22 protein-coding genes and 2 pseudogenes are annotated in these 24799 nt (G+C 66.7%); 10 read left to right on the top strand and 14 right to left on the bottom strand.

The genetic code is table 11. The features are described from left to right. Nucleotides 1-27: 27 nt before the first annotated feature. From OHB21_RS18535 to OHB21_RS18525, 3 genes are read right to left on the bottom strand one after another with little or no spacing between them, the layout of a single operon-like run. Nucleotides 28-861 carry a fumarylacetoacetate hydrolase family protein gene (locus OHB21_RS18535; RefSeq protein WP_328435274.1) on the bottom strand — a complete coding sequence of 278 codons (834 nt, stop codon included), beginning with the start codon at nucleotides 859-861 and terminating at the stop codon, nucleotides 28-30. A 1-nt stretch (nucleotide 862) separates the two neighbouring features. Beyond that, on the bottom strand, nucleotides 863-1792 hold the full coding sequence (locus OHB21_RS18530) for a VOC family protein (protein ID WP_328435272.1): 930 nt from the start codon (nucleotides 1790-1792) through the stop codon (nucleotides 863-865). Then, on the bottom strand, nucleotides 1785-3383 hold the full coding sequence (locus OHB21_RS18525) for a bifunctional 3-(3-hydroxy-phenyl)propionate/3-hydroxycinnamic acid hydroxylase (RefSeq protein WP_328435270.1): 1599 nt from the start codon (nucleotides 3381-3383) through the stop codon (nucleotides 1785-1787). The genes OHB21_RS18530 and OHB21_RS18525 overlap by 8 nt, the downstream gene beginning before the upstream one ends. 177 nt (nucleotides 3384-3560) lie before the next feature. Between OHB21_RS18525 and OHB21_RS18520 the strand changes: the two genes are divergently transcribed. Continuing rightward, nucleotides 3561-4934, top strand: coding sequence for a YhgE/Pip domain-containing protein (locus tag OHB21_RS18520; protein WP_328439819.1), 1374 nt, complete (start codon nucleotides 3561-3563; stop codon nucleotides 4932-4934). Between the two features lie 54 nt (nucleotides 4935-4988). On the opposite strand, the gene OHB21_RS18515 is transcribed toward OHB21_RS18520, so the two are convergent. From OHB21_RS18515 to OHB21_RS18495, 5 genes are read right to left on the bottom strand one after another with little or no spacing between them, the layout of a single operon-like run. After that, on the bottom strand, nucleotides 4989-5915 hold the full coding sequence (locus tag OHB21_RS18515; RefSeq protein WP_328439817.1) for a VOC family protein: 927 nt from the start codon (nucleotides 5913-5915) through the stop codon (nucleotides 4989-4991). A gap of 9 nt (nucleotides 5916-5924) precedes the next feature. Next, nucleotides 5925-6797, bottom strand: a complete 873-nt coding sequence (locus OHB21_RS18510) for a fumarylacetoacetate hydrolase family protein (protein WP_328439815.1) — start codon at nucleotides 6795-6797, stop codon at nucleotides 5925-5927. Nucleotides 6798-6826: 29 nt separating this feature from the next. Next, a complete protein-coding gene (mhpA, locus tag OHB21_RS18505) occupies nucleotides 6827-8416 on the bottom strand; it encodes a bifunctional 3-(3-hydroxy-phenyl)propionate/3-hydroxycinnamic acid hydroxylase MhpA (protein ID WP_328439813.1) in 1590 nt (529 codons plus the stop codon). A 21-nt stretch (nucleotides 8417-8437) separates the two neighbouring features. After that, complete coding sequence (locus tag OHB21_RS18500; RefSeq protein WP_328439811.1) at nucleotides 8438-9868, bottom strand: aldehyde dehydrogenase family protein; 1431 nt, start codon at nucleotides 9866-9868, stop codon at nucleotides 8438-8440. Continuing rightward, complete coding sequence (locus tag OHB21_RS18495) at nucleotides 9865-10953, bottom strand: NAD(P)-dependent alcohol dehydrogenase (protein ID WP_328439809.1); 1089 nt, start codon at nucleotides 10951-10953, stop codon at nucleotides 9865-9867. The genes OHB21_RS18500 and OHB21_RS18495 overlap by 4 nt, the downstream gene beginning before the upstream one ends. 103 nt (nucleotides 10954-11056) lie before the next feature. Between OHB21_RS18495 and OHB21_RS18490 the strand changes: the two genes are divergently transcribed. Further along, nucleotides 11057-11512 (top strand): MarR family winged helix-turn-helix transcriptional regulator, encoded by a 456-nt coding sequence (locus OHB21_RS18490; protein ID WP_328439807.1) that lies wholly within the window; start codon nucleotides 11057-11059, stop codon nucleotides 11510-11512. A 96-nt stretch (nucleotides 11513-11608) separates the two neighbouring features. Beyond that, complete coding sequence (locus OHB21_RS18485; RefSeq protein WP_328439805.1) at nucleotides 11609-12397, top strand: IclR family transcriptional regulator; 789 nt, start codon at nucleotides 11609-11611, stop codon at nucleotides 12395-12397. Between the two features lie 57 nt (nucleotides 12398-12454). Here the strand turns inward: OHB21_RS18485 and OHB21_RS18480 are convergent. From OHB21_RS18480 to OHB21_RS18455, 6 genes and pseudogenes are all read right to left on the bottom strand, one after another. Further along, nucleotides 12455-13405, bottom strand: a pseudogene (locus tag OHB21_RS18480) (RNA polymerase sigma factor); the annotation flags it as partial. Nucleotides 13406-13508: 103 nt separating this feature from the next. Next, entirely contained in the window at nucleotides 13509-14792 is a 1284-nt protein-coding gene (locus OHB21_RS18475) for a dihydrolipoamide acetyltransferase family protein (protein WP_328439803.1), read from the bottom strand. Then, nucleotides 14785-15777, bottom strand: coding sequence for an alpha-ketoacid dehydrogenase subunit beta (locus tag OHB21_RS18470; protein WP_328439801.1), 993 nt, complete (start codon nucleotides 15775-15777; stop codon nucleotides 14785-14787). Before OHB21_RS18470 ends, OHB21_RS18475 begins: the two co-directional genes overlap by 8 nt. Before the next feature lie 20 nt (nucleotides 15778-15797). After that, nucleotides 15798-16904, bottom strand: coding sequence for a pyruvate dehydrogenase (acetyl-transferring) E1 component subunit alpha (pdhA, locus tag OHB21_RS18465; protein ID WP_328439799.1), 1107 nt, complete (start codon nucleotides 16902-16904; stop codon nucleotides 15798-15800). A gap of 10 nt (nucleotides 16905-16914) precedes the next feature. Continuing rightward, on the bottom strand, nucleotides 16915-18372 hold the full coding sequence (gene lpdA, locus OHB21_RS18460) for a dihydrolipoyl dehydrogenase (protein ID WP_328439797.1): 1458 nt from the start codon (nucleotides 18370-18372) through the stop codon (nucleotides 16915-16917). Nucleotides 18373-18534: 162 nt separating this feature from the next. After that, on the bottom strand, nucleotides 18535-19638 hold the full coding sequence (locus tag OHB21_RS18455) for a PucR family transcriptional regulator (RefSeq protein ID WP_328439795.1): 1104 nt from the start codon (nucleotides 19636-19638) through the stop codon (nucleotides 18535-18537). Between the two features lie 371 nt (nucleotides 19639-20009). On the opposite strand from OHB21_RS18455, the gene OHB21_RS18450 reads away from it, so the two are divergent. From OHB21_RS18450 to OHB21_RS37530, 7 genes and pseudogenes are all read left to right on the top strand, one after another. After that, nucleotides 20010-21218: an ISL3 family transposase gene (locus OHB21_RS18450; RefSeq protein WP_328439793.1), complete on the top strand. Its 1209-nt coding sequence runs from the start codon at nucleotides 20010-20012 to the stop codon at nucleotides 21216-21218. A 61-nt stretch (nucleotides 21219-21279) separates the two neighbouring features. Beyond that, nucleotides 21280-21585, top strand: coding sequence for a transposase (locus OHB21_RS18445; protein WP_040723173.1), 306 nt, complete (start codon nucleotides 21280-21282; stop codon nucleotides 21583-21585). A 2-nt stretch (nucleotides 21586-21587) separates the two neighbouring features. Beyond that, a complete protein-coding gene (locus OHB21_RS18440) occupies nucleotides 21588-22187 on the top strand; it encodes an IS3 family transposase (RefSeq protein WP_328439791.1) in 600 nt (199 codons plus the stop codon). 73 nt (nucleotides 22188-22260) lie between these two features. Further along, nucleotides 22261-22995 (top strand): transposase, encoded by a 735-nt coding sequence (locus OHB21_RS18435; RefSeq protein WP_328439888.1) that lies wholly within the window; start codon nucleotides 22261-22263, stop codon nucleotides 22993-22995. A gap of 80 nt (nucleotides 22996-23075) precedes the next feature. After that, a complete protein-coding gene (locus OHB21_RS18430) occupies nucleotides 23076-23339 on the top strand; it encodes an IS3 family transposase (RefSeq protein ID WP_328439789.1) in 264 nt (87 codons plus the stop codon). Nucleotides 23340-23410: 71 nt separating this feature from the next. Next, on the top strand, nucleotides 23411-23980 hold the full coding sequence (locus OHB21_RS18425; protein ID WP_328439787.1) for a transposase: 570 nt from the start codon (nucleotides 23411-23413) through the stop codon (nucleotides 23978-23980). Beyond that, nucleotides 23964-24492 (top strand): annotated as a pseudogene (locus OHB21_RS37530) (transposase). Before OHB21_RS18425 ends, OHB21_RS37530 begins: the two are co-directional and overlap by 17 nt. Nucleotides 24493-24799 lie beyond the last annotated feature (307 nt).

Below are 24799 nucleotides of genomic sequence, written 5' to 3'. Positions count from 1 at the left end.
CGATCCTTGGTTCGGTCGGTCGTGCGCTCATGCCGAAATCTCCACGCGACGAACCAGGTTCCTGACTGAGCCGACGCCGTCGATCTCGACGCTGACCTGGTCACCGTCGTGCAGGAACAGCTGCGGGTCACGACGATAGCCGACCCCGCCCGGGGTGCCGGTCAAGATCACGTCGCCGGGGTTGAGGGTGGTGAAGACCGAGATCTCGGCGATCAGCCGGGGGATGGAGAAGATCAGCATCGACAGGTCCGACTCCTGGACCTTCTCCCCGTTCACCACGGTGCGAATCCCCGCGCTCGACAGGTCGACCTCGGCCGGGGTCACCAACGCGGGGCCGAGCGGCGTGCTCGCCTGCCACGCCTTGCCCTGCATCCACTGATGGGTTTTGTACTGGAAGTCGCGCATGGTGATGTCGTTGGCCGTGACGTAGCCGAGCACATGCGCCGGCGCGTCGGCTTCGGCGATACGCCGGCCTGGCCGTCCGATGATGACGGCCAGCTCGCCCTCGTAGTCGACCTGGGTCGACTCCGGCGGGAGCACGATGTCGTCGTAGGCGCCCAGGAGGCTGTCGGCGAATTTGGGGAAGAGCACGGGATAGGTCGGCAGCTCGCGTTTGGTCTCGGTGACGTGCTCGCGATAGTTCAGCCCGACGCAGAACACCTTCGATGGGTTGGGCACCACCGGCAGCAGCCGGACGGAGTCGATCGCGACTCGACCGCTGGGGTCACGTCCGGCCTCGGCCAACACGTCCGAGGTGGTCCCGGTACCGATCTCGGTGAGCCCGTGCAGGGGAACCACGTCCGAACCCTGCACTTCGCCGACTCGGCGCACGCCGCCGTGTTCGTAGGTCACATATGCCATGTCAGTGTCCTTCGCTGGTCTTGCGCCAGGAGGCGAGCTGGCCGCCCCACAGGTTCACGGAATTGGGGATCGGCTTCCACCGGCGTGGCACGTAGGTCACGCGGTCGTCGTGGAACTTCTCCATCTCGGCGGACAGTTCGATGTGGTTGCCGGCCGGGTCGTCGAAGAAGACGAACAGGTTGTTGCCCGGGCCGTGGCGACCGGGACCCCAGGTGACATCGACGTTCTCGTCGGTCAGCCGGTCACACCAGGCTTTGAAGTCCTCCCATTCGGCCAGGTCGAAGGAGTAGTGGTCGATGTCGCCGCCCGCACCGACGTTGACCACGGCCAGAGTGTGGTGGTCGCGGTCACTGCGCAGCCACGCGAATCGGCCGTCCTCGAGCTGGTCGGAGATGCGGAATCCGACGGTGTCGACGAAGAATTCCACCATCGGCACCACGTCGGTGGTGGCCAGGGTGATGTGCTGGTATTTGATCGGTCGGCGACCGGTGTCGGCGGCGTTCTCGCCCTCGCGTGCTACCGCGGTGTGGAAGTGGACGGGTGTGCCGTGGGGGTCGGTGGTCACGATGCCGGTCGCTGTCCCGATTCCGGCGTCGAGATAGGCCGCCGCCAGCGGCGAGACGGTGTGCCCGGCGGCGGTCAGCCGCTTCGCGATGCCCTCGACACCGTCGAGGTCGCGGACCTCGAAACCGTAGTGGTGCAAGCCCTTGTCACCTGCGACCAGGTCGATGACGTGATGACCGGTACCCCAGCCCAGGCGAAGCCCACCCTCGGGTAGCTCCGCATGGACCTGTAGTCCGAGCACCCGGCCGTAGAACGCGGCTGTCGCCGCGACATCGGGCACGCTGAACCCGATGTGGGACACGGTGGTCCGGGTCAGCGTGCCTGCTGCGGCGCGTTCCTGCAGAACGATCCGCTGGGGTTTACTCATGGCTCGACGCCCTTTCTGTCCAGGTCGAGATGGTGGCCACCGTGTCGGTGGTCCGGTCGGGATGCCAGGCGGCCGCGACCACGCGGTCCGGTCGAATGAGCACGAACTGCTGGGCATAAGAGCCGAATTCGCGGGCCGCGGCGCCGTCGACATCGATCAGGATCCGGCGTGGCGTGCGAGGCAGGTACTCCCCCAGCGCGAATACGGCCGTTGTCGTCGCGAGCTGGGCGACGACCGGCTCGACCGCCGCCCAATCACGCTCGTCGACGTCGACACCGATCAGCGCCCATCCCGGACCGAGCACGTCGTCGAGCCGCGCGACGCGGTGCTCGACGGTGTCGAAGACCAGGGGTTGCCCCAGTGTGACCCCGACACCGGAATGCCGATCGGCGTCGAGGACCAAGCCTTCGCGGATTCGCTGCGGGGGTCGGTACCGCATTTCCTCGAGGTAGGCGCGGCCCTGCTCGCTGCCCAACGCTTGCTCGACCACTGTGTCGCGGCGGCGGGCCAAACTCGTGGATGTCGTCATCACGACACGTCCCATGCGTTCTGACATCCGTACCGTCGCCCGCACATGGCCCTCCCGTTCGCGCTGGTAGCTGGCCAGCACCGACGGCGCGAGCCGGCCGGTGAGCACGTCGGCGATCTTCCAGGTCAGGTTCGCCGCGTCACGGATACCGGAGTTGAGACCCTGTCCGGCGAAAGGCGGCATCATGTGCGCGGCATCGCCGAGCAGGAAGGAACGCCCGAGCATCCACTCGTCGGCGACAACCGCGTTGAACCGGTAGTTCACCGCACGTTCGACCTGCGTCGGCGCCAAGTCGCGGTAGCGCGCGACCAACGCGCGGATCAGGTCGAAGGACGGCGCCTCTCCGGGTGTCCCTTCGCCGTCGAAGAGCCGGAATTCGTACCGGCAGCGGCCGTTCAGGCCGGGCACGATGACGTGTGGACGTGCCGGATCGCCATGATGCATCGCGAAGCGTTCGGTGTGCGGATCGTCGAGGGTGTCGGCGACCAGCCACACATCGGGGTAGCTGCGCCCGGTCATCTGGATGCCCTGACCGAGTCGAGTCACCGATCGGCCGCCGTCACAGCCGAGAACATAGGCAGCGTCGAGAGTCGCCGGGCCGCTGTCGGTCCGAGTGTGGACGCGCACCGAGTCGGTCAGCTGGTCGAATCCGGTGACTTCGACACCGAACCGCAACGAGACATTGGGCAGCTGCGCCAGCGCTTTGACCAGGACACGCTCGAGATCCGGTTGCGCGAAAGGATTCTTGAACGGGTATCCCACACGGAACGGCTGAGGACCGCGCGCCTGAAACAGTGGCGTTCCGTGGCGATCGTAGTAGCGAGTGCCCGTGCCCGGAACCACGATCGGCAGTACCTGCTCGACGATGCCCGCCCGCTGATACACCCGCAACGACTCGTCGTCGATGCTGATGGCCTTGGGCTCGTCACTGGTCGAGGGATTCTGTTCGACCACAACCACCTCGACACCCCGCTCGGCGAGCAGGGCCGCGGCAGTCAGGCCGACCGGCCCGGCACCACAGATCACCACCTCGGTCTCGTCTGGCGACTTCACCGGCGCCATCACCTCACCTTCTCCCGCTGTCGGACGAACTCGATAGCCCAACCTTTGCATGGTGTCCTGCATTACAAAAGCCACGTCCTGTATCGCAGGACACAATCGGATTCGACGGGTCTGCGCATGAGCGATCTCATACCTCACTTTACTCTAGTTCTATAGCTATATTGATAGATTGAAATGATGTCCCTAGTTCCCCCTGGCCACGAGCCGTCGCCGATGTCGGCGCTGAGCTACCTCCGTCGGCCCAAGAACTGGCTGGTTCCCAGCGTCGTTCTCACCGCTGCCCTGTTCGTGATCACGGTGATCTTCACCGGTAGCGTCGCCGATCCCGCGGCCGATCTGCACCACGCGCCCATCGGTGTGGTCAGTGTGGACAAAGGCGTGCCCGACGGCTCGATGAACATCGGCGACCAAGTGGTGGCCGGCATCGTGAACCAGCCACAGCAGCCGAGTGAGGCGGTGAGCTGGCAGCGCTTCGACACCGTCGAAGCAGCCACCGCAGCGATCGCGGACAACCAGCTGTTCGCGGCGATCGTTCTTCCCGAGGACTACTCCGCCAAGCTCGGTTCACTACTCGGCCCGACCCCGCAGCGTCCGGAGATCACGGTGCTGACCAATCCCGGCTCGGGCACGATGGCGGCCGAGCTCGGCACACAGATCGCCGAATCGGCGGCTCGGGGCGGTTCGACGGCCGCCGCCGCGCAGCTGTCCGCGCGTACGCCGGGCGCGATCAGCCCCGCCAACGCGGTGCTGCTCGCCGACCCGGTCACCGTCGCCCGTCACCAGGCGCTGCCCTTCGGCGACCGGACCGGCAACGGCATGACCGCCTTCTTCTACGCCCTGCTGCTGATGATGGTCGGTTTCCTCGGCGCCAACGTGGTCAACGGCCTCGTCGATGCCGAACTCGGGTTCAGCCCGACCGAGATGGGGCCCATGCGGCGGATGTTGCCGCCGCGCCGGATCACCCGCGTCGCGACCTACGGTGCCAAATGTCTCACTGTGGCGATCGCTTCGATACCCGCGGCGACCGCGATCCTGGCCGCGAGCGTGTTCGTGATCGATCTTGACCTGCCACATTGCGGGCTGCTGTGGCTGTTCAGCCTGCTCGCGATCAATGCGATCGCGGCGGGCACGCTAGCGGTGGTGACCCTGTTGGGCCCGATCGGGATCGTGGTGGCCATGGTCTTCTTCATCGGCTGGTCGATCCCGGTGTCCGGCGGCGCGATTCCCCAACAGGCCATGCCGCCCTTCTGGCGTTTCCTCGGTTCGTTCGAGCCGATGCGGGCCGTCGCCGACGGCGTGCGCGCCATCATCTACTTCGACGCGCACGCCGACGCCGGCCTCAGCCGCGCGCTCACGCTCCTGATGATCGGCCTGATCGCCGGACTCACGCTCGGAGTGCTGGGCAATCTGTTCTACGACCGACGCCGGCTGCACCGAATCCATCCGCGAGCCATCGCGCACATCCAGGAGTTCCTGCACCGCGTGCCACAGCACAAGGATCCGACCGCACCCGCCGCGGCCGACGCCGCACCGATCCCACCCACGTCATGACACTGTCGCCGAGCCCCTCGTCGAGGAGCTCGGCGACTCTGCGCGCGACCTCGGTCACCCCCGGGCGGAGTGCGCACCGCTCATCAGTGCGGCCAAGTCGTCGGGTTCGAGGAACGACGGCGGGGGCGGTGGTCCCCAGGCGTACAGGCCTTGCAACCCTTCGAGCACCGCTGGGCTCCAGAGCTCGTCTTCGGGCACGGTGTCCATGTCGGAGTAGTACTCGGAGAAGTTCCCCGCGGGGTCCTTGAGATACCAGAAGAAGTTGGCGCCGGCGAAATGGCGACCCAGCCCCCAGATATGACGTTCCGGATGGCCTTCCAGCATCGCCTGCGCGCCCCTTCCCACCTCGTCGATGTCATCGACCTGCCAGCTCGTGTGATGCATGAAGGCGACCGGCGCGGCCATCACCAGCACATTGTGATGCTCGACCGAACACCGCAGGAACGCGGCCTTGTCGCTCATGTAGTCGCTGACCTTGAAGCCCAGGCCGTCGACGAAGAAGCGCATGGTCGTGGCGAGGTCCGTGCTCCCCAGCACCGCGTGCCCGAGCTTGCGCGGGCGGACCGGCTCGGTGCGCGACAGAAACGGCGCCCGGCCCCACCGGTCGATGCGGCCGGGGCCGTTGTACGGCGTCGGAGCCACGGCCGGCTCGGTGACGATTCGCGGTCGCACCAGCACGCGCACCACGGTGCCGGTGACCGGTTCGACGGCGCGCACCGACAGCGCGTCGCTCACACTCGGCACCCCGATCGCGGCGAGACTCCGCTGCACCGAGGCGATGTCATCGCTGTCGTCGGCGGCGACGGTGAGGTCGAGCAGCTTGCGCAGCGGCGCGTGGACCACCTCGAGCTGTTCACCGCCGTCGCGGGTCGCGAACCGCCCCTCACCGAGATGATCGAGACCGAAATCGGTGTAGTAGCTGATGGTTTCGGCAGGGTTGGGAACACCGATGGTGACCTTGCCCAGTCCGTGCAGTGCCATGGCGGCCCCCTACCGCGTCCCGACGAAGGTCTGCCGCAACGCACCGATTCCCTCGATCCACGAATCGAGCCGTTCGCCAGGCCGCAGAAACCGTTTCGGCTCGCGGCCGACACCGACTCCGGCCGGAGTGCCGGTGAAGATCACATCGCCGGGGAACAAGGTGACCGTCTGCGACAAGGCGGCGATCAGGGACGGCACCGGGAAGATCAGGTCCCTGGTGCGGCCCTTCTGCACTTGTTCACCGTCGATGGCGCACCCCAGCTCGAGGTCGTCGGGATCGGCGAACTCGTCCGGTGTCACCAGCCAAGGACCTTGCGGGGAGAATCCAGGGAAGGACTTGGCGAGCCCGAACTGCGGAGCGGGTCCACGCAACTGGGAAATCCGTTCCGAGATGTCCTGGCCCACAGTCAGGCCCGCTACCCCGGCCCACGCCTGCGATGGTTCGACGCACCGCAGCGTCTGTCCGATCACCACGACGAGTTCGACTTCCCAGTCCACACTTCCCTCGTCGGGGATGGTCACCGTGGTGTCGGGGCCGCTGAAGCTGGAGACGTATTTGGTGAAGACCGGCGGCAGATGCTCGGGCGCCTCGAATCCGGATTCCGCCGCGTGTGCCCGGTAGTTCAGCCCGACCGCGAAGACCTGCCGCGGGGCAGGCGATGGCGCGCCCAGCTCGGCGCGGTCCAGCGTGACCGAGTGCCGCTCGATCTCCTCGGAGGTCAACCCGGCCGCCCATTCCCGCACGCTCCCCCAGTCGGCATACAGCTCGGCGAACTCGCCACTGAACCGGCCACCCGACGCCGAGGCGATCTCCACGGCGCGCTCTCGACCCCGCTCGCCGTAGACGAGGGCTCCGTGACCCCGCACATTCGCAATTCGCATGACAGTTGTTCTCCTCTGTGTTGTGTAGGTCAGGCGAGGCCGGCGCTCAGGCAGGCGATGTAGTCGGCCGCCAGCGACGCGGCATCATCGACGGACGTGGCTGTGCCGAACACGTAGTGGTCGGGCCGTATCAGCACCGCGGCGAGGGAATTGGCGCTCAGCCATGCCGTCCACGCTCCGTCGCAGTCGCGCAGGTCCGGGTTTCCGCCGGAGGCCAACGACAAGGCCGTCACCTCTGCTGCGGCCAGCGACGCGCGCAGTGTCGGGTCGAGCAGATCGGCGACTGGTCGGTCCGCGGCGAGGATCAACAGCGCGCCGTAGCCGGTGGCAGCGTCCAGCAGGCCCACGGTGTCGTCGACAGCGACGGGGAACTGTGGGCTCATCGTCCCCGCGAGTTCTCCGCTGGGCCGGACCGCTCCTGGTCCCAGCACCGGGCGGGCTGTGAGGGGCAGGACCACCGTGGGATCGGCGTTTCCGGCGATCATGCGGGCGTCGCGCTGGGCCGCCTGTTCCGGATCGAGCACGCAGATCACCTTTCCCAGCTCCACCGACATCGCGATCGCGTGCTGCAGGTGAACGCTGCGTTCGCTGGTGTAGGTGTCGAGCAGATCCGGCGGCGACACCCGGCGTAGGACTCGATCCAGTTTCCAGGCCAGGTTGGCTGCGTCGCGAAGCCCGGAGCACATGCCTTGGCCTGCGAACGGCGGCATCTGGTGGGCGGCGTCACCGGCGATCATCATTCGTCCCTCGCGCCAGCGATCGGCCCATCGGGCGGCGAAGGTGTAGATCGCGTGCCGTTCCAGCCTGGTGTTGGTCGGCGTCCTACCCCATGAGGACAACAGCTCCCATGCGCGCTCGACGGTGCCGAGTTCGGCGGGATCCTCGCCGGGCAGCCGCATGAATTCCCAGCGGCGCCGGCCCGGTCCGCCGGAAACGATCGTGGTCGGGCGTGCCGGATCGCACAGTTGCCAGTTCTGCGGTGACCAGACGATGTCGTCGGTCGGGATCGTGTCGACGATCAGCCAATCGAAGAAGAAGCCCTGATCGTGCATCGTCGCGCCCATGCGCTTGCGCACCAGGCTGTTGGCTCCGTCGCAGCCGATGACATAGCGCGCGCTCAGCGTTCGGCTGACGGTAGCCGCGGGCGCGGCATGCCCGGCATCGATTGTCGTGTCGGCCACGCCGACGACGACCCGGCCGGGGTGTTCGTCGACGGTGACGACCTCCGTACCACGGCTCACCGTAACGTTGGGCATCGCCTCGACGGCATCGGCCAGGACCTGTTCGAGTTGCGGTTGGGAGAAGAAGTTGGCCGTCGGCCAGCCGTTGGGCCCCAGTCCCGACCAGTCGATGCGCAGCAACGCCTCGCCGGCCGCGTTTCGCCATTCGTAATGATCGGGAACCGGGTCCGCGATCTCCTGGATCTGCCGGGTCAGGTCCATCGATCCGAAGACCCGGCCGATCTCGTCGTCGAAGTGCACGGCGCGGGGCAGCGGATACGGTTGCGGCCAGCGTTCCACGACGGCGACATCATGGCCGCGCAGCGCGAGCATTCGTGCGGTGGCCAGACCGACCGGTCCGGCGCCTACGATCACCACATCGTGATCTGTACTGGTCATTGGTCCTCGCTTGAATGGTTCTCAGTTGCCTTGGTGGACGAGGTGCTTGATCTCTTGGAACTCCTCGATCGCGCGGTGGCCGTTGAGCCTGCCGACACCGCTGTGTTTGAAGCCGCCTTCCTCCATCTGGTCGTGGATGACGCCCCAGGTATTGGTCCACACGGTGCCCGCGTCGATCCGGCGTCCGACCCGCATCGGTCGATCGACATCCCTGGTCCAGATCGAGGCGGCCAGCCCGTATTCGGTGGCGTTGGCGAGCTCGATCGCGTCGAGTTCGGTATCGAAGATCTCGAACGTCGCGACGGGTCCGAAGATCTCGTTCTGAACCACTGGCACCGTCACGTCGGCCACTTCGATCAGCGCGGGACGGAGGAAGGCGCTCGAGCCGGAAGGCTCCACCAGCCCGCCGCGGACCAGCACCTTCGCGTATCCGGCCGCTTCGTCGACGAGCCGGTCCACGCGTTCGGCCGCGGCCCGGTCGATCAGTGGGCCCATCTCGGTATCGGGATCGGTGGCGGGACCGACCTGGACCCGGGTCAACGCCTCGGTCATCAACTCGCGCAGTGCGTCGGCAACACCGCGCTGCACCAGAATTCGGCTACCGGCCATGCAGAACTGGCCGCTGAAGGTGGTGATCGCGGCAGTCAGGGTCGGCACGACGACCTCGAGGTCGGCGTCGTCGAACACGATCATCGGCGACTTGCCGCCGAGTTCGAGGGATACCGGTTTGAGGCCGGGCGCCGCGGCCGCCATGATGGCGCGGCCCACCGCGGTCGATCCGGTGTAGCTGATCACATCGGAGTCCGGGTCCGACACCAGCACGGGGGCACCCTCGTTACCCGACTCGGTGAACGCGTTGACGACACCGGCGGGCATCGTCTCGGCGAGGAGTTCGTAGAGCAGCCCGTTGGTCAGCGCGGTCTGTGCGGGCATTTTCATCGCCACGGTGCACCCCGCGGCCAGCGCGGGAGCGAACGAGCGCACCGCCAGGATGATCGGCGAGTTCCAGGGCACGATCACCGCGGCTACCCCGATCGGCTGGGGCAATGTCATCGAGTACATCCCCGGCGCCAGTTGCGCGGCCCGGCCGCTGTCGGTCAGGGCGAGCGCCGCGTTGTAGCGCAGCTTGGGAATGGTGGCGTCCACCTCCATGGCCGCATCGGCGAGCTTCTTGCCGTTCTCGCGAGACAACAGCTCGACGAGTTCGTCGCGGCGTGCGGTCATCGCGTCGGCGAGTGCGAACAACGCTGCGGCCCGAGCGTGCCGATCCTGCGGCCACGTCGTCGTGTCGAATGCCCGGCGGGCTGCCTCGATCGCGGCCCGGGCGGTGACCGCGCCCGCGTCGGCGAAGGTGCCCAACGGCTGCCCGGTCGACGGGTCGACGCTGGTGCCGATGGCGTGGCCGTCGCGCCACTGGCCGTCGACGAGGTTGCGGGCGTACGGAAGTGTCATGGGGCCTCGAATCGGATGACGGGTTTGACGGTGATGCCGCAGCGCGCGTCGTCGACGGCGCGTTGCAGCGCGGTCGGTGGGTAGAAGCGCACGAGTCGATCCAGGGGTAGCCGTCCGGCGCGGTACAGCTCGATCAGTGCGGGGATGAAGGTGACCCGGTCGCTGCCGCCTTCGGTGACACCGAGCAGGGTCCGGCCGTCGATCATGGCGTTGACGTCGACAGCGATGCGGGTTCCCGCCGGAGGTGCGCCGATGACGGCGACGGTGCCGCCCGCGCGGATCTGTTCGAGCGCCGCTTCGAGCAGGTTCGGCACGCCGGTGGTCTCGATGATGAAGTCGAACTCGCGCAGTTCGCTCGCCTCCGTTGTCGTCGCGGTGGCGCCGAGCTCGCGCGCGAGTCCGAGCCGGGCGGGCACCCGGTCCACGGCCACGATCTCGCTCGCACCGCACAGCCGCGCGGCCATCACCGCCGACAAGCCGACCGCGCCCGCTCCGACAACGGCGATCCGCGATCCCGGCGGCGGGCGAAGGAGATTGAGGACCGCGCCGGCCCCGGTTTGGATGCCACACCCGATCGGGGCGAGCATCGCCAGTTCGTCGTCGTTCTCGACGGCTACCGGCACGACACTGTGCTGCGAGGCCACCGCGTACTGCGCCAGCGACGACTGGCCGAAAAACAATCCACCGATCGGCTGTCCCGCGTGATCTCGCAGTGGCGTCGTCCCGTCAGGTCTGCGGGCCCGGAAGTTGAGTGGAAAGTAGGTGGGGCACTGGGTGGGACGCCCGGTCCGGCAGCGAGCACACGCGCCGCAGGACGCGAAGGACAACACCACGCGGTCGCCGACCGCCGCGGTGGTGACACCGGCACCCACTGCTTCGACGATCCCGGCGCCCTCGTGTCCGAGAACAGCGGGCAGCGGCGTCGGCAACCGGCCCGCGAGAACCGACAGGTCGGTGTGGCAGACCCCGGCCGCGACCAGGCGGACCAGTACCTCACCGGGGCCGGGGTCCTCGACTAGGACGGTCTCCCACGAGAAGTTTTCCGCCGCCGCACGGGCGACAGCGGCCATGGATTCGATCGGCATGGCAGCCACGCTACGATTGTGTCCTGCATAACAAAAGCATCATCCTGTAATACAGGACACATCGGATAGCCGAGACGGTCTACCACTAGAGGTAACCTGAGGCGTGCCCATCACCGACCACGGCGACCTGCCTGCCGAGATCACCAGAACGAGCTGGACGCTGCATCGAGCCCTTCGGCAGAGCCAGGGAACGCCCCGTGGAGAGAACCCGCGACCGCTCGCCCAGGTCGAGGTCCTCAAACTCGTCGACAGCCGCCCCGGCATCACCGTCCGCGAGATCGCCGAGACGCTGCGAATGCAGGCCAACAACGTCAGCACATTGATCTCGAATCTGACCAGGGACGGATTCCTCGACCGGCGCGCCGACCCCGCGGACGGCCGGGTGATTCAGCTCCATCCCACCGCCAAGATGCGAGCCGCGAGCGACGAACTCGCCGACCGTCTCGACGCCGGGGTGTCCGATGCGCTGGCAACACTGAGCGAGCAGTCCCGGGCCCGCATCGCCGCGGCGCTGCCGGACCTCCGCGCACTCGCCGAAGCACTCGGCTCGCAGACCTGAGCGCGGTCACAGCACCCCACCCGACCGAGCAAGTCCTATAATTCAGCCGATCAATCCTGCTTTACAGGACGCACCCCGGGCGACTAGCGTAGGTCCATGGCCGAACGGAACACCACACCGAGCACCTACCGGGAACGCAACTCCACCGCCGATCGCGCGCTCGACATCCTGCTGCTGTTCTCCGCCGACAAGCCGGTCTGGACCGGCACCGAGGTCGCCGCCGGGCTCGGTGTCGCACGCTCGACCGGCTACCGGTACCTGCAGAGCCTGTCCAGCAACGGTTTCGTCGAGGAAACGCCCGGTGGATTCCGGCTCGGGCCCAGGATCTTTCAACTCGCTCGCCTCGCCCGCGCCGGCCTCGGGCTGTCCGAGGCGGCCTTGCCGGTGATGCGGGCGCTGGCCGCACACGTCGACGAAACGGTGCTGCTGACTCGCCGCTCCGGTCGCTCCGTGGTCTGCCTCGATCTCGTCGAGGCCCAGCACGCGGTCCGGCTCTCCTACGAGCGCGGCCAGGTCCTGCCGATCAACGCCGGCGCGGCCGCCGAAGTCCTGCTGGCCTGGGCCGACCCCGACGAGGTCACCTCGGTCCTGGAACAGGCCCCGCTCGAGCGATTCACCGCCAAGACCCTCACCGATCCCGCCGAGCTGCGCACGCGACTGTCCCGCATCCGCAAAGCCGGAATCGCGGTATCGCAGGGCGAACTCGATCCCCATGTCCTCGGGGTGGCCGCACCGGTCCGAAACGCCGCGGGTTCGGTCTGCGCCGCGGTCAGTGTCGCCGCCCTCGCCGCTCGCGTGCCCCGGACCCGGCTGCGCGATGTCGAGTCCTCGGTGCGAGAGGCTGCCGCGGCGATCTCCCAGCAGCTCGAACTCCGCGACTCCTGATCGTCAGCGCACCGATCGACGAGTCCGCTCAGCTGGGCGGTCGCGAAGCCGGCGAACTCAGTCGAGGTATCCCAGCAGCGGATACGAGCGTGCCGGGTGGCACAGCTTCGACATCGTCCTGGCTTCGATCTGCCGAATCCGTTCACCCGTCACGCCGAACAGACCGCCGATCTCGTCCAGTGATCGGGCGCCGGCGCCGTCGAGACCGAACCGCATCCGCATGACGGCGGCCTCTCGCGCGGTCAGGGAATCGAGCACCGCGATCACATGGCGCTGCATGAGCGCGAAGGACGCCGCCTCGGCGGCGATGACACCGTCGGAGTCCTCCACCAGATCACCGAGACTCGTGTCGGTGTCATCACCGACGGACTGGTCCAACGAGATCGGATCGAGCGCCAACTGCTCGAGCTCACGCACCTTGGCGGCGGAGATCCCCATCGCCGCGGCGAGTTCCTCCGTCGTCGGCGCCCGGCCGAGTTCCAGCACGAGTCTCCGCTGTATGCTTCCGAGCCGGTTGATCACCTCGACCCCGTGCACCGGGATTCGGATGGTGCGGCCCTGGTCGGCTATCGCGCGGCTGATGGCTTGACGGATCCACCACGTCGCGTAGGTCGACAGCTTGAAGCCCTTCTGGTAGTCGAACTTCTCGATGGCACGAACGAGACCACAATTGCCCTCCTGCACGAGGTCCAAGAAGTCCAGGCCACGACCGTTGTACTTCTTGGCGATCGAGACGACCAGTCGCAAGTTCGCTTCGAGCAGGTGCGCTTTGGCCCTGATGCCATCTCGCGCAATCCACGCCAGGTCTCGCCGCCGAGCGGCACCGGCTCGCTCCAGCCCGTCCGAGATCTCCCGCAGTCTCGCTGAAGCGACCAATCCCGCCTCGACGCGGATGGCCAACTCCACCTCCTGTTCGGCGGTCAGCAGCGCGACACGGCCGATCTGCCGGAGATACGACCGGGTCGAGTCGACCGCGACCCTGCTGTCGTCTCGCACACCGCGTGGTGCCATCGCTGTGGGATCAGCCGGCATGGTCGAACCTCCCGAGTAGTGGCATCGCGAGGTGTGTGATCGCGGAGAGGCCGTGGAATGAGCTGTGCCCGTGGGACCGCTATGTGACGATCCTGAGCGGGTTCTCGATCAGGTCCTTCAGGGCGGCCATGAACTGGGCGGCGACCGCGCCGTCGACGACTCGATGATCTGCTGACAGAGTCACTCGCAGTATCTTGCGGGAAACGACCTCGTCGTTGTCGAGGCGTAGTTCGTCGGCCGCCGCCCCGACCGCGAGGATGGCCGACTCCGGTGCGTTGATGACCGCGGTGAACTGTTCGATACCGAACATTCCGAGGTTGGAGATCGTGAAGGTGCCGCCTGTCATGTCCTCGGCGCGAAGCTTGCGCTCGCGGGCCCGGGCCGCCTTGTCGCGAGTCTCGGTCGCGATCTCGGAAACACGCTTACGGTCCGCGTCACGAATGACCGGAACCAGCAACCCGGCCGGGGTCGCGACGGCGACGCCGATGTGGATCCCGTTGTGCCGCAGAAGCTTGTCTCCCGCGTAACTGACGTTGATCGAGCCGTCCCTGCGCAGTGCGACAGCTACCGCCTTGACCAGTAGATCGTTCACGCTGACCTTGCCCTCACCCACCGCGTCCTGCGCCGCGTTGATCCGGGTACGGAAGGCGAACAATTCGGTCACGTCGATCGCGCTGGTCACGTAGAAGTGCGGCGCCTGCCGCATACTCTCGGTGAGCCTGGTCGCGGATACGCGCTGAACAGTGGTCAGCGCGACCTCCTCGAACTCTCCGGATGCTGGACGCTCCGGCACAGCAATGTCACTCGCGTCATCCGAGATTCCGGTGTCAGCCGACGCGGCGATCTCAGCGGCGCTGTGGGCGGCCTCCACGTCCCGTTTCGTCACCCTCCCACCCGGGCCGGTTCCCACGACAGAGTCCATGTCGACCCCCAACTCACGGGCGACCTTGCGGGCCAGCGGCGACGCTTTGACCACATCGCCTCGGCGTGCGCTCGCGAGAGGATCACGATGGGAAGCGCGCTGTGGCGCGGAGTCCGGGGCCGCCGGGCCGCCGTCGGGTAGCCCGTCGTTCGATCGCGTTGCCGCGGCAGTGGTCTCGCGTGCCGCCGGGACGTCACTCGATGCGGTGCCATCCCTCACGACCGCGATCGGCTCGCCGATCGGAACCCGAACGCCCGGCTCGGCGAGGATCTTCTCCAGAACGCCGTCGTCGTACGCTTCGAGTTCCATCAGCGCCTTGTCGGTCTCGATTTCGGCGACGATCTCACCGCGGGTGATCCGGTCTCCGACGTTCTTGAGCCACGCCGAGACAACTCCGTCTTCCATGGTGTCCGAGAGCCGGGGCATGATGATGTCAGGCATGGCGCGAATCCTTACCGACGGCCGCGAGGGTTTCCGTCACTGCGGTGTACAGCGATTCCGCGGACGGCAGGGCGAGCTTTTCGAGTGGTTTGGCGTAGGGCAGCGGGACCTCGGCCATAGCGACGCGGCGCACGGGGGCGTCGAGATAGTCGAACGCGCCGTCGGATATCGAGGCCGCGATCTCCGCACCGATGCCGTAGGTGAGCCAGTCGTCCTCGCCGATGACCGCGCACCCGGTCTTGCGGACGGAGGCCACGATCGTGTCGCGGTCCAGCGGGCGCAGACTACGCAGATCGATCACCTCGACCGATACACCCTCGCCGGCGAGGCGTTGCGCGACCTGCGTGGCGACCGTAGCCATGCGGGAGTACCCGATCAGGGTGATATCGCTTCCCTCCCGGGTGACCGCGGCCTTGCCGATCTGTGCGGGTGGCAGGTTTTCCGGCACTTCCCCTGTGGTGTTGTAGAGCGACAGATTCTCCAGGAACAGCACCGGATCGTCGTCCTCGATCGCGGCGATGAGCAAAGCCCGCGCGTCGGCGGGAGTGCTCGGGGCCACGACCTTGAGGCCCGGCACGAAGGCGTAGTACAGCTCGATGTTCTGCGAATGCGTCGCTCCGAGCTGTTGGCCACCGCCACCGGGAGTCCGGATGACCATGGGCACGCTGGTCTGCCCGCCGAACATGCCGTAGATCTTCGCGGCATGATTGACGATCTGATCCAGCGCCAGCAGCGAGAAGTTGATCGTCATGATCTCCACGACCGGGCGCAATCCGAGCATCGCCGCGCCGATCGCCGCACCGACGAACCCTTCCTCGGCGATGGGGGTGTCGCGCACCCGCTTCTCGCCGAACTCCTCGAGCAGACCGGCGGTGATCTTGTAGGAACCTTCGAAGACGCCGATCTCCTCACCGATCAGGAAAACGTCGTCGTCGCAGTGCATCTGTTCGCGCAGGGTTTCGCGTAGCGCTTCGCGGTAGGACATGACAGGCACGGTGGGAATCCTCAGTGGGTGAAGAGCGGATCGGCGGGCAGGCGTCGAGAATCGCCCGGCACGGCAGTGGCATAGGTGTAGTCGAACAGGCTCGACGGCTCCGGATGTGGGCTCCCGTCCGCGAATTCGACCGCGGCGGCGACACCGTCGGCCACCTCGCGCTCGAGATCGGCCAGCGCCGATTCGGTGAGCACTCCGGCGGTGAGCAAACGCTGCCGCCACAGCACGATCGGGTCGTGCTCGCGTGCCGCGGAAACGGTTTCGGTACTGCGATACTTGGCCGGGTCGACGACCGAGTGTCCCTTGAGCCGATGACACACCGCTTCGAGCAATGCCGGTTCGCTCTCCCGGCGGGCAGCTTCGATCAGTTCGCAGGCTGCGTCACGCACGGCCAGCACATCGGTTCCGTCCACCCGCTCGCCACGCATGCGGTAGGCGGCGGCGCGCTTCCACAGCTCCGGTTCGGCCGAGGACTTCTCGACCGTGGTACCCATGCCTGTCTGGTTGTTGATCACCAGGAACACCACCGGTAGCCGCCACAGCGCCGCGATGTTGAGCGACTCGTGGAAGGCACCGATATTGGTGGTGCCCTCCCCCATCTGGCAGACCACCACGTCGTCACCGTCGTGGTAGTCGATGGCCAGCGCCGCGCCGACGGCCAACGGAACCTGTCCGCCCACGATCGCGTAGCCGCCGAGCAGACGGGTCGCGGTGTCATACAGGTGCATCGAGCCGCCCCAGCCTTTCGATGTGCCGGTGGAGCGACCGTAGAGCTCGGCCAGCACGCGGCCCGGTTCGATGCCCTTGGCCAGTGCGTAACCGTGTTCGCGGTAGTTGGTGAACAGGTAGTCGGTGCGGCGCATCGCGGCACCGACGCCGACGACGGTGGCTTCTTCGCCGAGATTGAGGTGGCAGTAGCCGCCGATCTCGGCCTGCTGATAGCTCTGGGCGGTGCGCTCCTCGAAGCGCCGGACGAACAGCATGTCGCGGTAGAGACCGCGCAGAGTCTCCGGATTCTCCTCTGCAACAGCGGTTTCGAGTTCCGAGCCGACCGCACGTGCAGGGTCGGCTTTCGTCGGCTTGCGGACGGACTTTCGCCGCGCGGTGGTCGTGGTCATGTTCGGCTCCTCAACGCTTCGTGCGTGGCGCGATGTGTACCGGCAGTCCGAGACCGGCCATGGCCGCCTCCATGCCGATCTCAGCGAGGGTGGGGTGGGCGTGGATGGTCTCGGTCAGCTCGTCGAGCGTGGCTTCCAGCGACATCGCGAGGGCTCCCTCGGCGATCAGATCACTGGCGGACGGACCGATGACGTGTACGCCGAGCACTTCCTGATGTGCTCGCCCCGCGATGATCTTGACGAATCCCTCGGTCTCGCCGAAGGTCTTGGCCCGGCCGAGGGCCGCGAACGGGAACTTGGCGGTGATCACCTCGAGGCCGGCAGCGCGGGCGGCTGCTTCGGTGAGACCGACGCTCGCGATCTCCGGGTGGGTGAATGTCGCGGCCGGGATCACCGAGTAGTCGACGTGCGTGTCGTGCCCGGCGATCACCTCGGCCGCGGCGATGCCTTGGCGGGAGGCTACGTGCGCAAGCAGTGCCCGCCCGGTCACGTCGCCGATGGCGTAGACGTGCTCGACGCTGGTCCGCAGTCGATCATCGACTTCGATGAAACCGCGTGCACCCGTCTCGATACCCACAACGTCGAGGCCGAGTTGGGCGGTGTTGGGGCGCCGTCCGACGCCGACGATCACGACGTCGGCGTCGAATTCCTGCGGGGCAGAACCACCGACCGACACCCGCAGCACGTCGCCGTCACCCTCGGTGATCGCGGTGACGGTGGCGCCGGTGAGGACTGTGATGCCTCGCCTACGGAACGATCGGCCGAGGGCTTCGCCGATCTCTTCATCCTCCGACGGAACCAGACGATCCTGCATCTCCACGACGATGACCTCGGCGCCGAAGGTCGCGAACAGGCTGGCCCATTCGGCGCCGACCGCGCTGCCGCCGATGATCACCAAGCGGCTGGGCACCTCGGTGAGCCCGAACGCGCCGTCAGAGGTGACGACACCAGGCAGTTCAGCGCCCGGGAGCGGCAGCAGCGCGGGCACCGAACCGGTCGCGACGATCACATCGCGCGCCCGCACCTGGCGAACCGCCGGTCCAGCGGCGGCGCCGTAGCGAGGGCCGCCGTCGAAGATCGGCGAGACGCCGACCTCATGGATCTCGACCATCGTCGGCTCGATGAACCGGGCATGGCCTTCGATCAACGTGACCCCGTTGGCCTTCAACAGGCCCGCCACACCGTCGGTCAGCTCTTCGACGATGGCGTCCCTACGTTCCCGCACCGCAAGGAAGTCGTAGCGCACATTGTCGGCGAGGACTCCGAATTCAGCTGCGGTGGTGAGCGTGTGGAACACCTCCGCGGAGCGAAGCATCGCTTTGGTGGGAATACAACCCCAGTTCAGGCACACCCCGCCGGGGCGCTCCTTTTCCACAACGCAGACCCGCAGGCCGCGTTGCGCGGCCCGGATGGCGGCCACGTAGCCGCCCGGTCCACCACCGATGACCAGTAGATCGAATTCCAGCACTCGTGGTGCTCCTCAGCTCGAAGGATCAACCCCATCCGCGGTCGCAGTGCGGGCTGTTCCTCGAGTCTCACGGTCCAAGATTGCCCAATCAACGGACAGACAGCCCAGACTTCATCGCCCCAGAGTGGGCGCAGCGCCCAATTCGAGCACGGGATCGACCGTTCAGTCAGTGGTGATGGAATTCATCTCCAACGCGGCCAATGCCAGCGAAAGCTCCAGATAGGACCGCTGCCCTTCCAGCCGTCGCCCCAGCAGGGCGGAGATCCGCTGCAGCCGATTGATCACCGTATTGCGATGGCAGTGCAGCCGCGGCGCAGCGTGGGCCGCCGAACAGTTCTCGGCCAGCCAGATGTCCAGTGTGGACAGCAGGATCTCGCGGTCCTTGGCGGGCAGTTCGAGAATCGGACCGAGGGTGCGAGTGATCATCAACTCGGTCAGATCAGGGGAACGTAGTAGCAACGCCTCGGGAAAACGATCTTCCAGCGACACCAGACCCTGCGCTGATGTGGGCAGGGTTTCGAGTGCGAGCACGGCCAGCGCATGCGCCGTGCCGACCTGAGCCAGGCCGGCGACGACGGGCGAGGCGGCAGCCAGCCCCCGAATCCGCTTCCCGATCTGATCCAGCAGCACGGAGCTCTCGCGCTGCTCCACAGCAACGAGTCCGACCATGGTGTCGACCCGATCGTGCCACACCGAACGGAGACCCACCGCAGCCAACGCCGTCTCGGTGCCCAGCTCGATGTTCGGCCGTTCGCCACGGACCGCGACCACCAGGTAGCCCCCATGGGTGGGCAGATTCAGCTCACGCGCCGCCCGCGCGGCGAAGCTCGCGTCCTGCGCACCGCCCGCAAGCAGATCTTCGATCAATCCATGACGATGCCGCTCGTCGCGCCGCACCTGCTCCAGTTCGGTGCTTCGATAGGAGGTGACCAGCGCGGACGACATTCCATCGATCGCTGCCCACATCGCCGCACCGATGGCCCGAACCTCGACGGCGGACAGTTCGCCGGCCCGGTCCAGCAATGCCTCCCATACGACCTGACCCCCGAGCCGGAAAGTCCGCAACATGACCTCCAAAGGCACACCCTGGGCGGCGCGATCGCGACCGATCGCCGTGGCGACATCATCGCGGTCCGCCGCGGTCACCTCCCCCGCCAACAGATCGAGCACTCTGGCCAGATAGCTGCGACAGCCGGCGCGCAGGTCGTCCCGGCTCACCGGCGAGTAATCGGTCCATTCCGGAATATCGGTGAAGATCGCCGACATCAGGCGCTGGGTCAATACAGGCACTCGAGGTCGACACTCGACCGCCAGCCGCCGCGCCCCCTCCGAAGGGCCAGAGTATCCGGGTGTCCCTGCCATCCTGTTGACGCTACGCGAGGTGGCGTTGTGGCCATTGCTCGGAGAGATCGCGTTCACTGGCGATGCCGTCTACCCCAGGCAAGGCCCGTAAGGGCGGCACCCGGCTGACATTGCTCGCTGCGGCTGTCGACCCACGTCCAGAACACGGTGCAAGGGCCGATCTCATGCAGCGCCTCGGTATGCGGCACGTCCGGCTACCACGATGCATGTCGGCAGAACGTGAAAAATGGATCTGGCACGGTTTACGTGATTGACCGGTCCCGGATTGCCAACGGGTGCTTGATGATCGATCATGTCGCGGGTGTTCTGATCTTGGGCCGATCGAGGTCTTGTTCCCGCATCTGGATGGGCTGCAGTTCGACGCTGTGACAGCGGTCGGGCTTCGGGTGGACCTCGAAGTGAGGACTCGCGACGAGTACGCCGCCTGTCCGGGCTGCGGAACGTTGTCCCGTCGGGTCCATAGCCGCTATCGGCGACGGTTGGCCGACACCGCGATCACCGGTCGTGAGGTCGTGATCCGGCTGATGGTGAGGCGGCTGTTCTGCGACAACTCCGAGTGCGGCAGAAGGACTTTCGCTGAGCAGGTCACAGGGTTGGCGGCGCGGTATGCCCGGCGCACGAGCGTCTTGCAACGGCTGCTGTGTGCGGTCGCGCTGGCATTGGGCGGTCGTCCCGGGGCTCGGATGACCCGTCATCTAGCGTCTACAGTCAGCCGGATGACGCTGTTGCGGCAGATCCGGGCACTGCCCGATCCGGACCGGGCGACCCCACGGGTGCTCGGTGTCGACGATTTCGCACTGCGTCGCGGGCATCATTACGGATCGATTCTGATCGACATCGAGACCCGACGCCCGGTCGACGTGCTCGAAGACCGCCGTGCCGAAACCCTCGCAGCCTGGCTGCGGGCCCATCCCGGCGTCGAGATCGTCTGCCGGGACCGCGCCGGCGCTTACGCCGAAGGAATCGCCGCCGGTGCACCCCATGCATTGCAGGTCGCCGACCGCTGGCACATCTGGCACAACCTCGGCGAAGCAGTCGAACGTGTCGTTGCCCGGCACCGCGACACTCTGGTTGCCGCCGCCGAACAGGCGCAGGCCGACGCACCGTCAGCCAGCGAGCCGGACATCGCGACCCAACCGGAGATCCCGGTAACCAGCGCGAGGACCGAGCTACCGGCGGACAGGACAGACAAATGGGCTGTGCGGGCCCGTGAACGATATGCCACGATTCACGCGCTACTCGACGACGGCGTGAGCATCCTGGCCATCAGCGCCCGGCTCGGTCTTGCCCGCGGAACCGTACGGCGCTTCGCCCGCGCGGCCAGTCTCGAGGAGTTGCTGGTCAACAATGGCACCGGACAGCGTCCGAGCCTGTTGGAGGAGTTCAAGCCCTACTTGCATCAGCGATGGAACGAGGGCTGCACCAACGCCACCGAACTCTTCCACGAGATCAAGGCCCGCGGCTATCAAGGCGGAGCCAAGTGAGGTTCCCCCGGTTTCTCGGAGGGCTCTGACTGTGGTCCGATAGGACCGGAAGGAGTCATTCGTGGCAGCACCGAAGAAGTATCCAGATGAGTTGAAGGCGCGGGCAGTACGGCTGTATCGGGAGTCCGATCCGAAGCCGACGATACGGAAACTGGCCGCCCAGCTCGGTGTGCATCACGAAGCATTGCGGCTGTGGATCCGCCAAGCCGAGGCCGATGCCGGCGAGCGAGACGACAAGCCGACGACCGACATGCTGGCCGAGAACCGGGCCCTGAAGAAGCGGGTCGCGGAGCTGGAGCGAGTCAACGCCGTATTACGTGATGCGAGTGCGTATTTCGCCTCGGAGCTCGGCCAGACCCGGCGGTGATCGTGGCGTTCGTCAGCGAACACCCGCAGCACCCGGTCGAGCTCGTATTACGGGTTCTGGGAATCGCGTCCTCGACCTATTACGGCTGGTTGCGGCAGGCGCAGACGCCGTCTCAGCGACGTTTGGCCGACCAAGAGCTGCTGGCCGAGATCGTCGATATCCATACCAGCTCCGGCGGGACTTACGGGTCGCCGCGGGTTCACGCGATGCTGGCCCGGCGTGGTTTCTCGGTCGGCCGCAAACGCGTCGAGCGGTTGATGCGGGATGCGGGTTTGCAGGGCGCGTTCCTGCGTAAGAAGTGGCGGGTGGGTTCGACCCGGCAGGATCGGCGTGCCACCCCAGCTCCAGACCTGGTCAACCGCGACTTCACGGCTGGCGAGCCGGACCGGTTGTGGGTTGCCGATGCCACCCGCATCGTCTGCGGCGAGGGCGTGTTCTGGCTGGCCGCGGTCCGGGACGCGTTCTCGAATCGGATCGTGGGCTGGAAGTGCTCGGACCGATGTGACACCGAGCTGGTCCTCGGTGCTCTCGAGTACGCGGTCTGGACCCGCGATGTTCGTGACGGGCAGCTGGTTCATCATTCCGACCGCGGGTCGACCTAAGGGATGTCCCGTAAGCCGTTGAGCGGCAACGGGTATCGTGTCGCGGGTGGTGAACTCGGCGTCTGACCCGGTGATGGTGGAGTTGTTCTCCGGGCTGCGACCACGCACGTTCGCTCGCCTGATCACCCAGTTGCGGCGCGAGGGCGCTGATCGGCCGTTGCGGGGCCGGCCTTGGGGGTTGTGTTTCGAAGACCGGGTGTTGCTGGTGGCCTCCTACTGGCGGACCAACCTCACGATGCGTCAGCTCGCGGCGGTGTTCGGGGTCTCGAAATCGGCCGCGGCCCGGGTGATCGATGACCTGGGGCCGGCGTTGGCGCTACGGCCCCGGGCCCGGTTCGGCCGTGGTGCGGTGTTGATCGTGGACGGGACCCTGGTCCCGACCCGTGATCACAAGGTCGCCGCCCAGAGTAAGAACTACCGGTACTCGACCAATCATCAGGTCGTGATCGATGCCGACACCGAGCTCGTCGTCGCGCTCGGGCGGCCGTTGCCGGGCAACCGCAACGACTGCCGGGCCTGGACCGAGTCCGGTGCGGCCGAGGCTTGCCGCAACGCGGTGGTGATCGCTGATGGCGGCTACCAGGGCACCGGCTTGATCATCCCGCACCGCCGCTCGCCTGGTGTCGAGCTGCCGGAATGGAAACAGGCACACAACAAGTCCCACCGCAAGGTCCGCGCCCGTGTCGAGCATGCCTTCGCCCGGATGAAGACCTGGAAGATATTGCGCGACTGCCGGTTGCGCGGTGATGGGGTGAGTGTCGCGATGTCCGGGGTGGCGAGGCTGGCCAACCTTGCCCACGCCTGCTGATTCCTGGCCAGTGGACCGGCACTGTCACCGAGTCAGACTTACGGGACATCCCTTACACGGCGATCCGCTTCGCTAACCGGTTGGCCGACAACGGGATAGCGCAGTCGATGGGGTCGGTCGGTGACAGCTACGACAACGCGCTCATGGAGAATTTCTTCTCCACCCTGAAGACCGAGTTGGTATATCGAAACAGTTGGCGGACAAGGGAAGACGCCGAGAACGCCTTGTTCGCCTACATCGACGGCTGGTACAACACCCAACGGATCCAGAAGAAGCTTGGCTGGCGATCACCCGACGAATACGAAGCCAGCTACCATCATCAGGTTCCCGCTGGAACCAGATAATCCGCTCTCCTGATTAGCGGGGGAACCTCAGCGTGTTCGGGCCGGTGGCCTCGGATCCAACGGTGTCCCGGTTGATCACCACACTGGCAGCGGATGCGCCGAAAGCGTTGTCGGCCATAGCATCGGCCCGCGCGCAAGCACGAGCAGTTGCCTGGTCGAGGGCCGGTGACCGGGCTCCTGATCACGAGATCGACGCCGAGCATCCGCTGATCATCGACATCGACGCCACCCTGCTCGATTCAGACAGCGAAAAAGAATGCGCCGCAACGACATTCAACGCGGATACGGCTTTCACCCGCTGCTGGCGTTCATCGACCACGGCGCCGAGGGCAACCGGAGAGCCGGCCGCGGACCTGCTACGAGCAGGCAATGCCGGTGTCAACACCGCCGCTGACCACAAGACTGTCCCGGCCGCCGCGCTCGCCCAGTTGCCGTGGCAGCCCGACTATCGGGTCGGGCGCAAGGTACTGGTCCGCGCCGACGCCGGTGGCGGCACCCATGAGTTCCTCAACTACTGCCACGCCCGCCGGGTGCAGTACTCGATCGGATTCGGATTGAGCGAAAACATCATCGCCGCACTGGACTACCTTCCCGAACACGCGTGGACACCGGCCTACAACGGCGATGATGAAACCCCGTGACGGGGCCGCGGGCGCCGAGATCACCGGCCTGATCGACCTGTCGAGCTGGCCACCGGGCATGTGGTTGATCATCCGCCGCGAACGCCCACACTCCGGTTCCCAACTGCGGTTCACCGACCACGATGGCAACCGGCTCACCGCGTTCGCCACCAACACCAGAAAAGGCCAGCTCGCCGAACTCGAACTGCGTCACCGTCACCGCGCCCGCTGCGAAGACCGCATCCGCAACGCCAAAGACACCGGACTACGCAACCTACCGTTCCGCGGCTTCGACGCCAACCGGATCTGGCTGGCCATCGTCGCTCGCGCTCGACCTGACCGCCTGGCTGCAAAGACTCGCTCTACACGACCACCCCGCCCGCCGCTGGGAACCGAAAACCCTACGCCTGCACCTATTCCCAATACCCGCACGGATCGCTCGCCACGCCCGCAAGGTCCACCTGCGACTATCCCGCACCGCCCCGGCCACCAGCCTCGCGCTCACCGCCCTCGACCGGCTACACGCCACCTGACCAGCGGAAAGCCCGCCCCCACAACCACCGAAAGGACCATCCGGGCCCGTGGAACCCAGCAGCCAACCCGCTGCACGGGCCACCCCCTCACACCGTTCTACAGCCAAAACGGCCGCACACGGGCCATCCAACCAAATCAGGCCAGCACATCACCCACGTGAAAGAACGAGGCTAGGCAGATCGGCGATGTCCAGCTGCGCGTATTACCGCACACGCATATCGCATAACCGATCGGGAGTGCACGGTCGGCGTACGCGGGCACATGGTGGATCACGACACATCATCGCGTGGACAAAGGACGGAGTAT

This window comes from Nocardia puris (assembly GCF_036051655.1).
GTDB lineage: Bacteria > Actinomycetota > Actinomycetes > Mycobacteriales > Mycobacteriaceae > Nocardia > Nocardia puris.
Note: the sequence above shows the minus strand (reverse complement) of the source record. Positions and strands in the feature narration are given on the sequence as shown.

Coding starts and splice junctions, on each gene's coding strand:
- OHB21_RS18535 (WP_328435274.1), bottom strand. CDS start 861: ATGGCATATGTGACCTACGAACACGGCGGCGTGCGCCGAGTCGGCGAA.
- OHB21_RS18530 (WP_328435272.1), bottom strand. CDS start 1,792: ATGAGTAAACCCCAGCGGATCGTTCTGCAGGAACGCGCCGCAGCAGGC.
- OHB21_RS18525 (WP_328435270.1), bottom strand. CDS start 3,383: ATGGCGCCGGTGAAGTCGCCAGACGAGACCGAGGTGGTGATCTGTGGT.
- OHB21_RS18520 (WP_328439819.1), top strand. CDS start 3,561: ATGTCCCTAGTTCCCCCTGGCCACGAGCCGTCGCCGATGTCGGCGCTG.
- OHB21_RS18515 (WP_328439817.1), bottom strand. CDS start 5,915: ATGGCACTGCACGGACTGGGCAAGGTCACCATCGGTGTTCCCAACCCT.
- OHB21_RS18510 (WP_328439815.1), bottom strand. CDS start 6,797: ATGCGAATTGCGAATGTGCGGGGTCACGGAGCCCTCGTCTACGGCGAG.
- mhpA (WP_328439813.1), bottom strand. CDS start 8,416: ATGACCAGTACAGATCACGATGTGGTGATCGTAGGCGCCGGACCGGTC.
- OHB21_RS18500 (WP_328439811.1), bottom strand. CDS start 9,868: ATGACACTTCCGTACGCCCGCAACCTCGTCGACGGCCAGTGGCGCGAC.
- OHB21_RS18495 (WP_328439809.1), bottom strand. CDS start 10,953: ATGCCGATCGAATCCATGGCCGCTGTCGCCCGTGCGGCGGCGGAAAAC.
- OHB21_RS18485 (WP_328439805.1), top strand. CDS start 11,609: ATGGCCGAACGGAACACCACACCGAGCACCTACCGGGAACGCAACTCC.
- OHB21_RS18475 (WP_328439803.1), bottom strand. CDS start 14,792: ATGCCTGACATCATCATGCCCCGGCTCTCGGACACCATGGAAGACGGA.
- OHB21_RS18470 (WP_328439801.1), bottom strand. CDS start 15,777: ATGTCCTACCGCGAAGCGCTACGCGAAACCCTGCGCGAACAGATGCAC.
- pdhA (WP_328439799.1), bottom strand. CDS start 16,904: ATGACCACGACCACCGCGCGGCGAAAGTCCGTCCGCAAGCCGACGAAA.
- OHB21_RS18455 (WP_328439795.1), bottom strand. CDS start 19,638: ATGTCGGCGATCTTCACCGATATTCCGGAATGGACCGATTACTCGCCG.
- OHB21_RS18435 (WP_328439888.1), top strand. CDS start 22,261: ATGGTGGAGTTGTTCTCCGGGCTGCGACCACGCACGTTCGCTCGCCTG.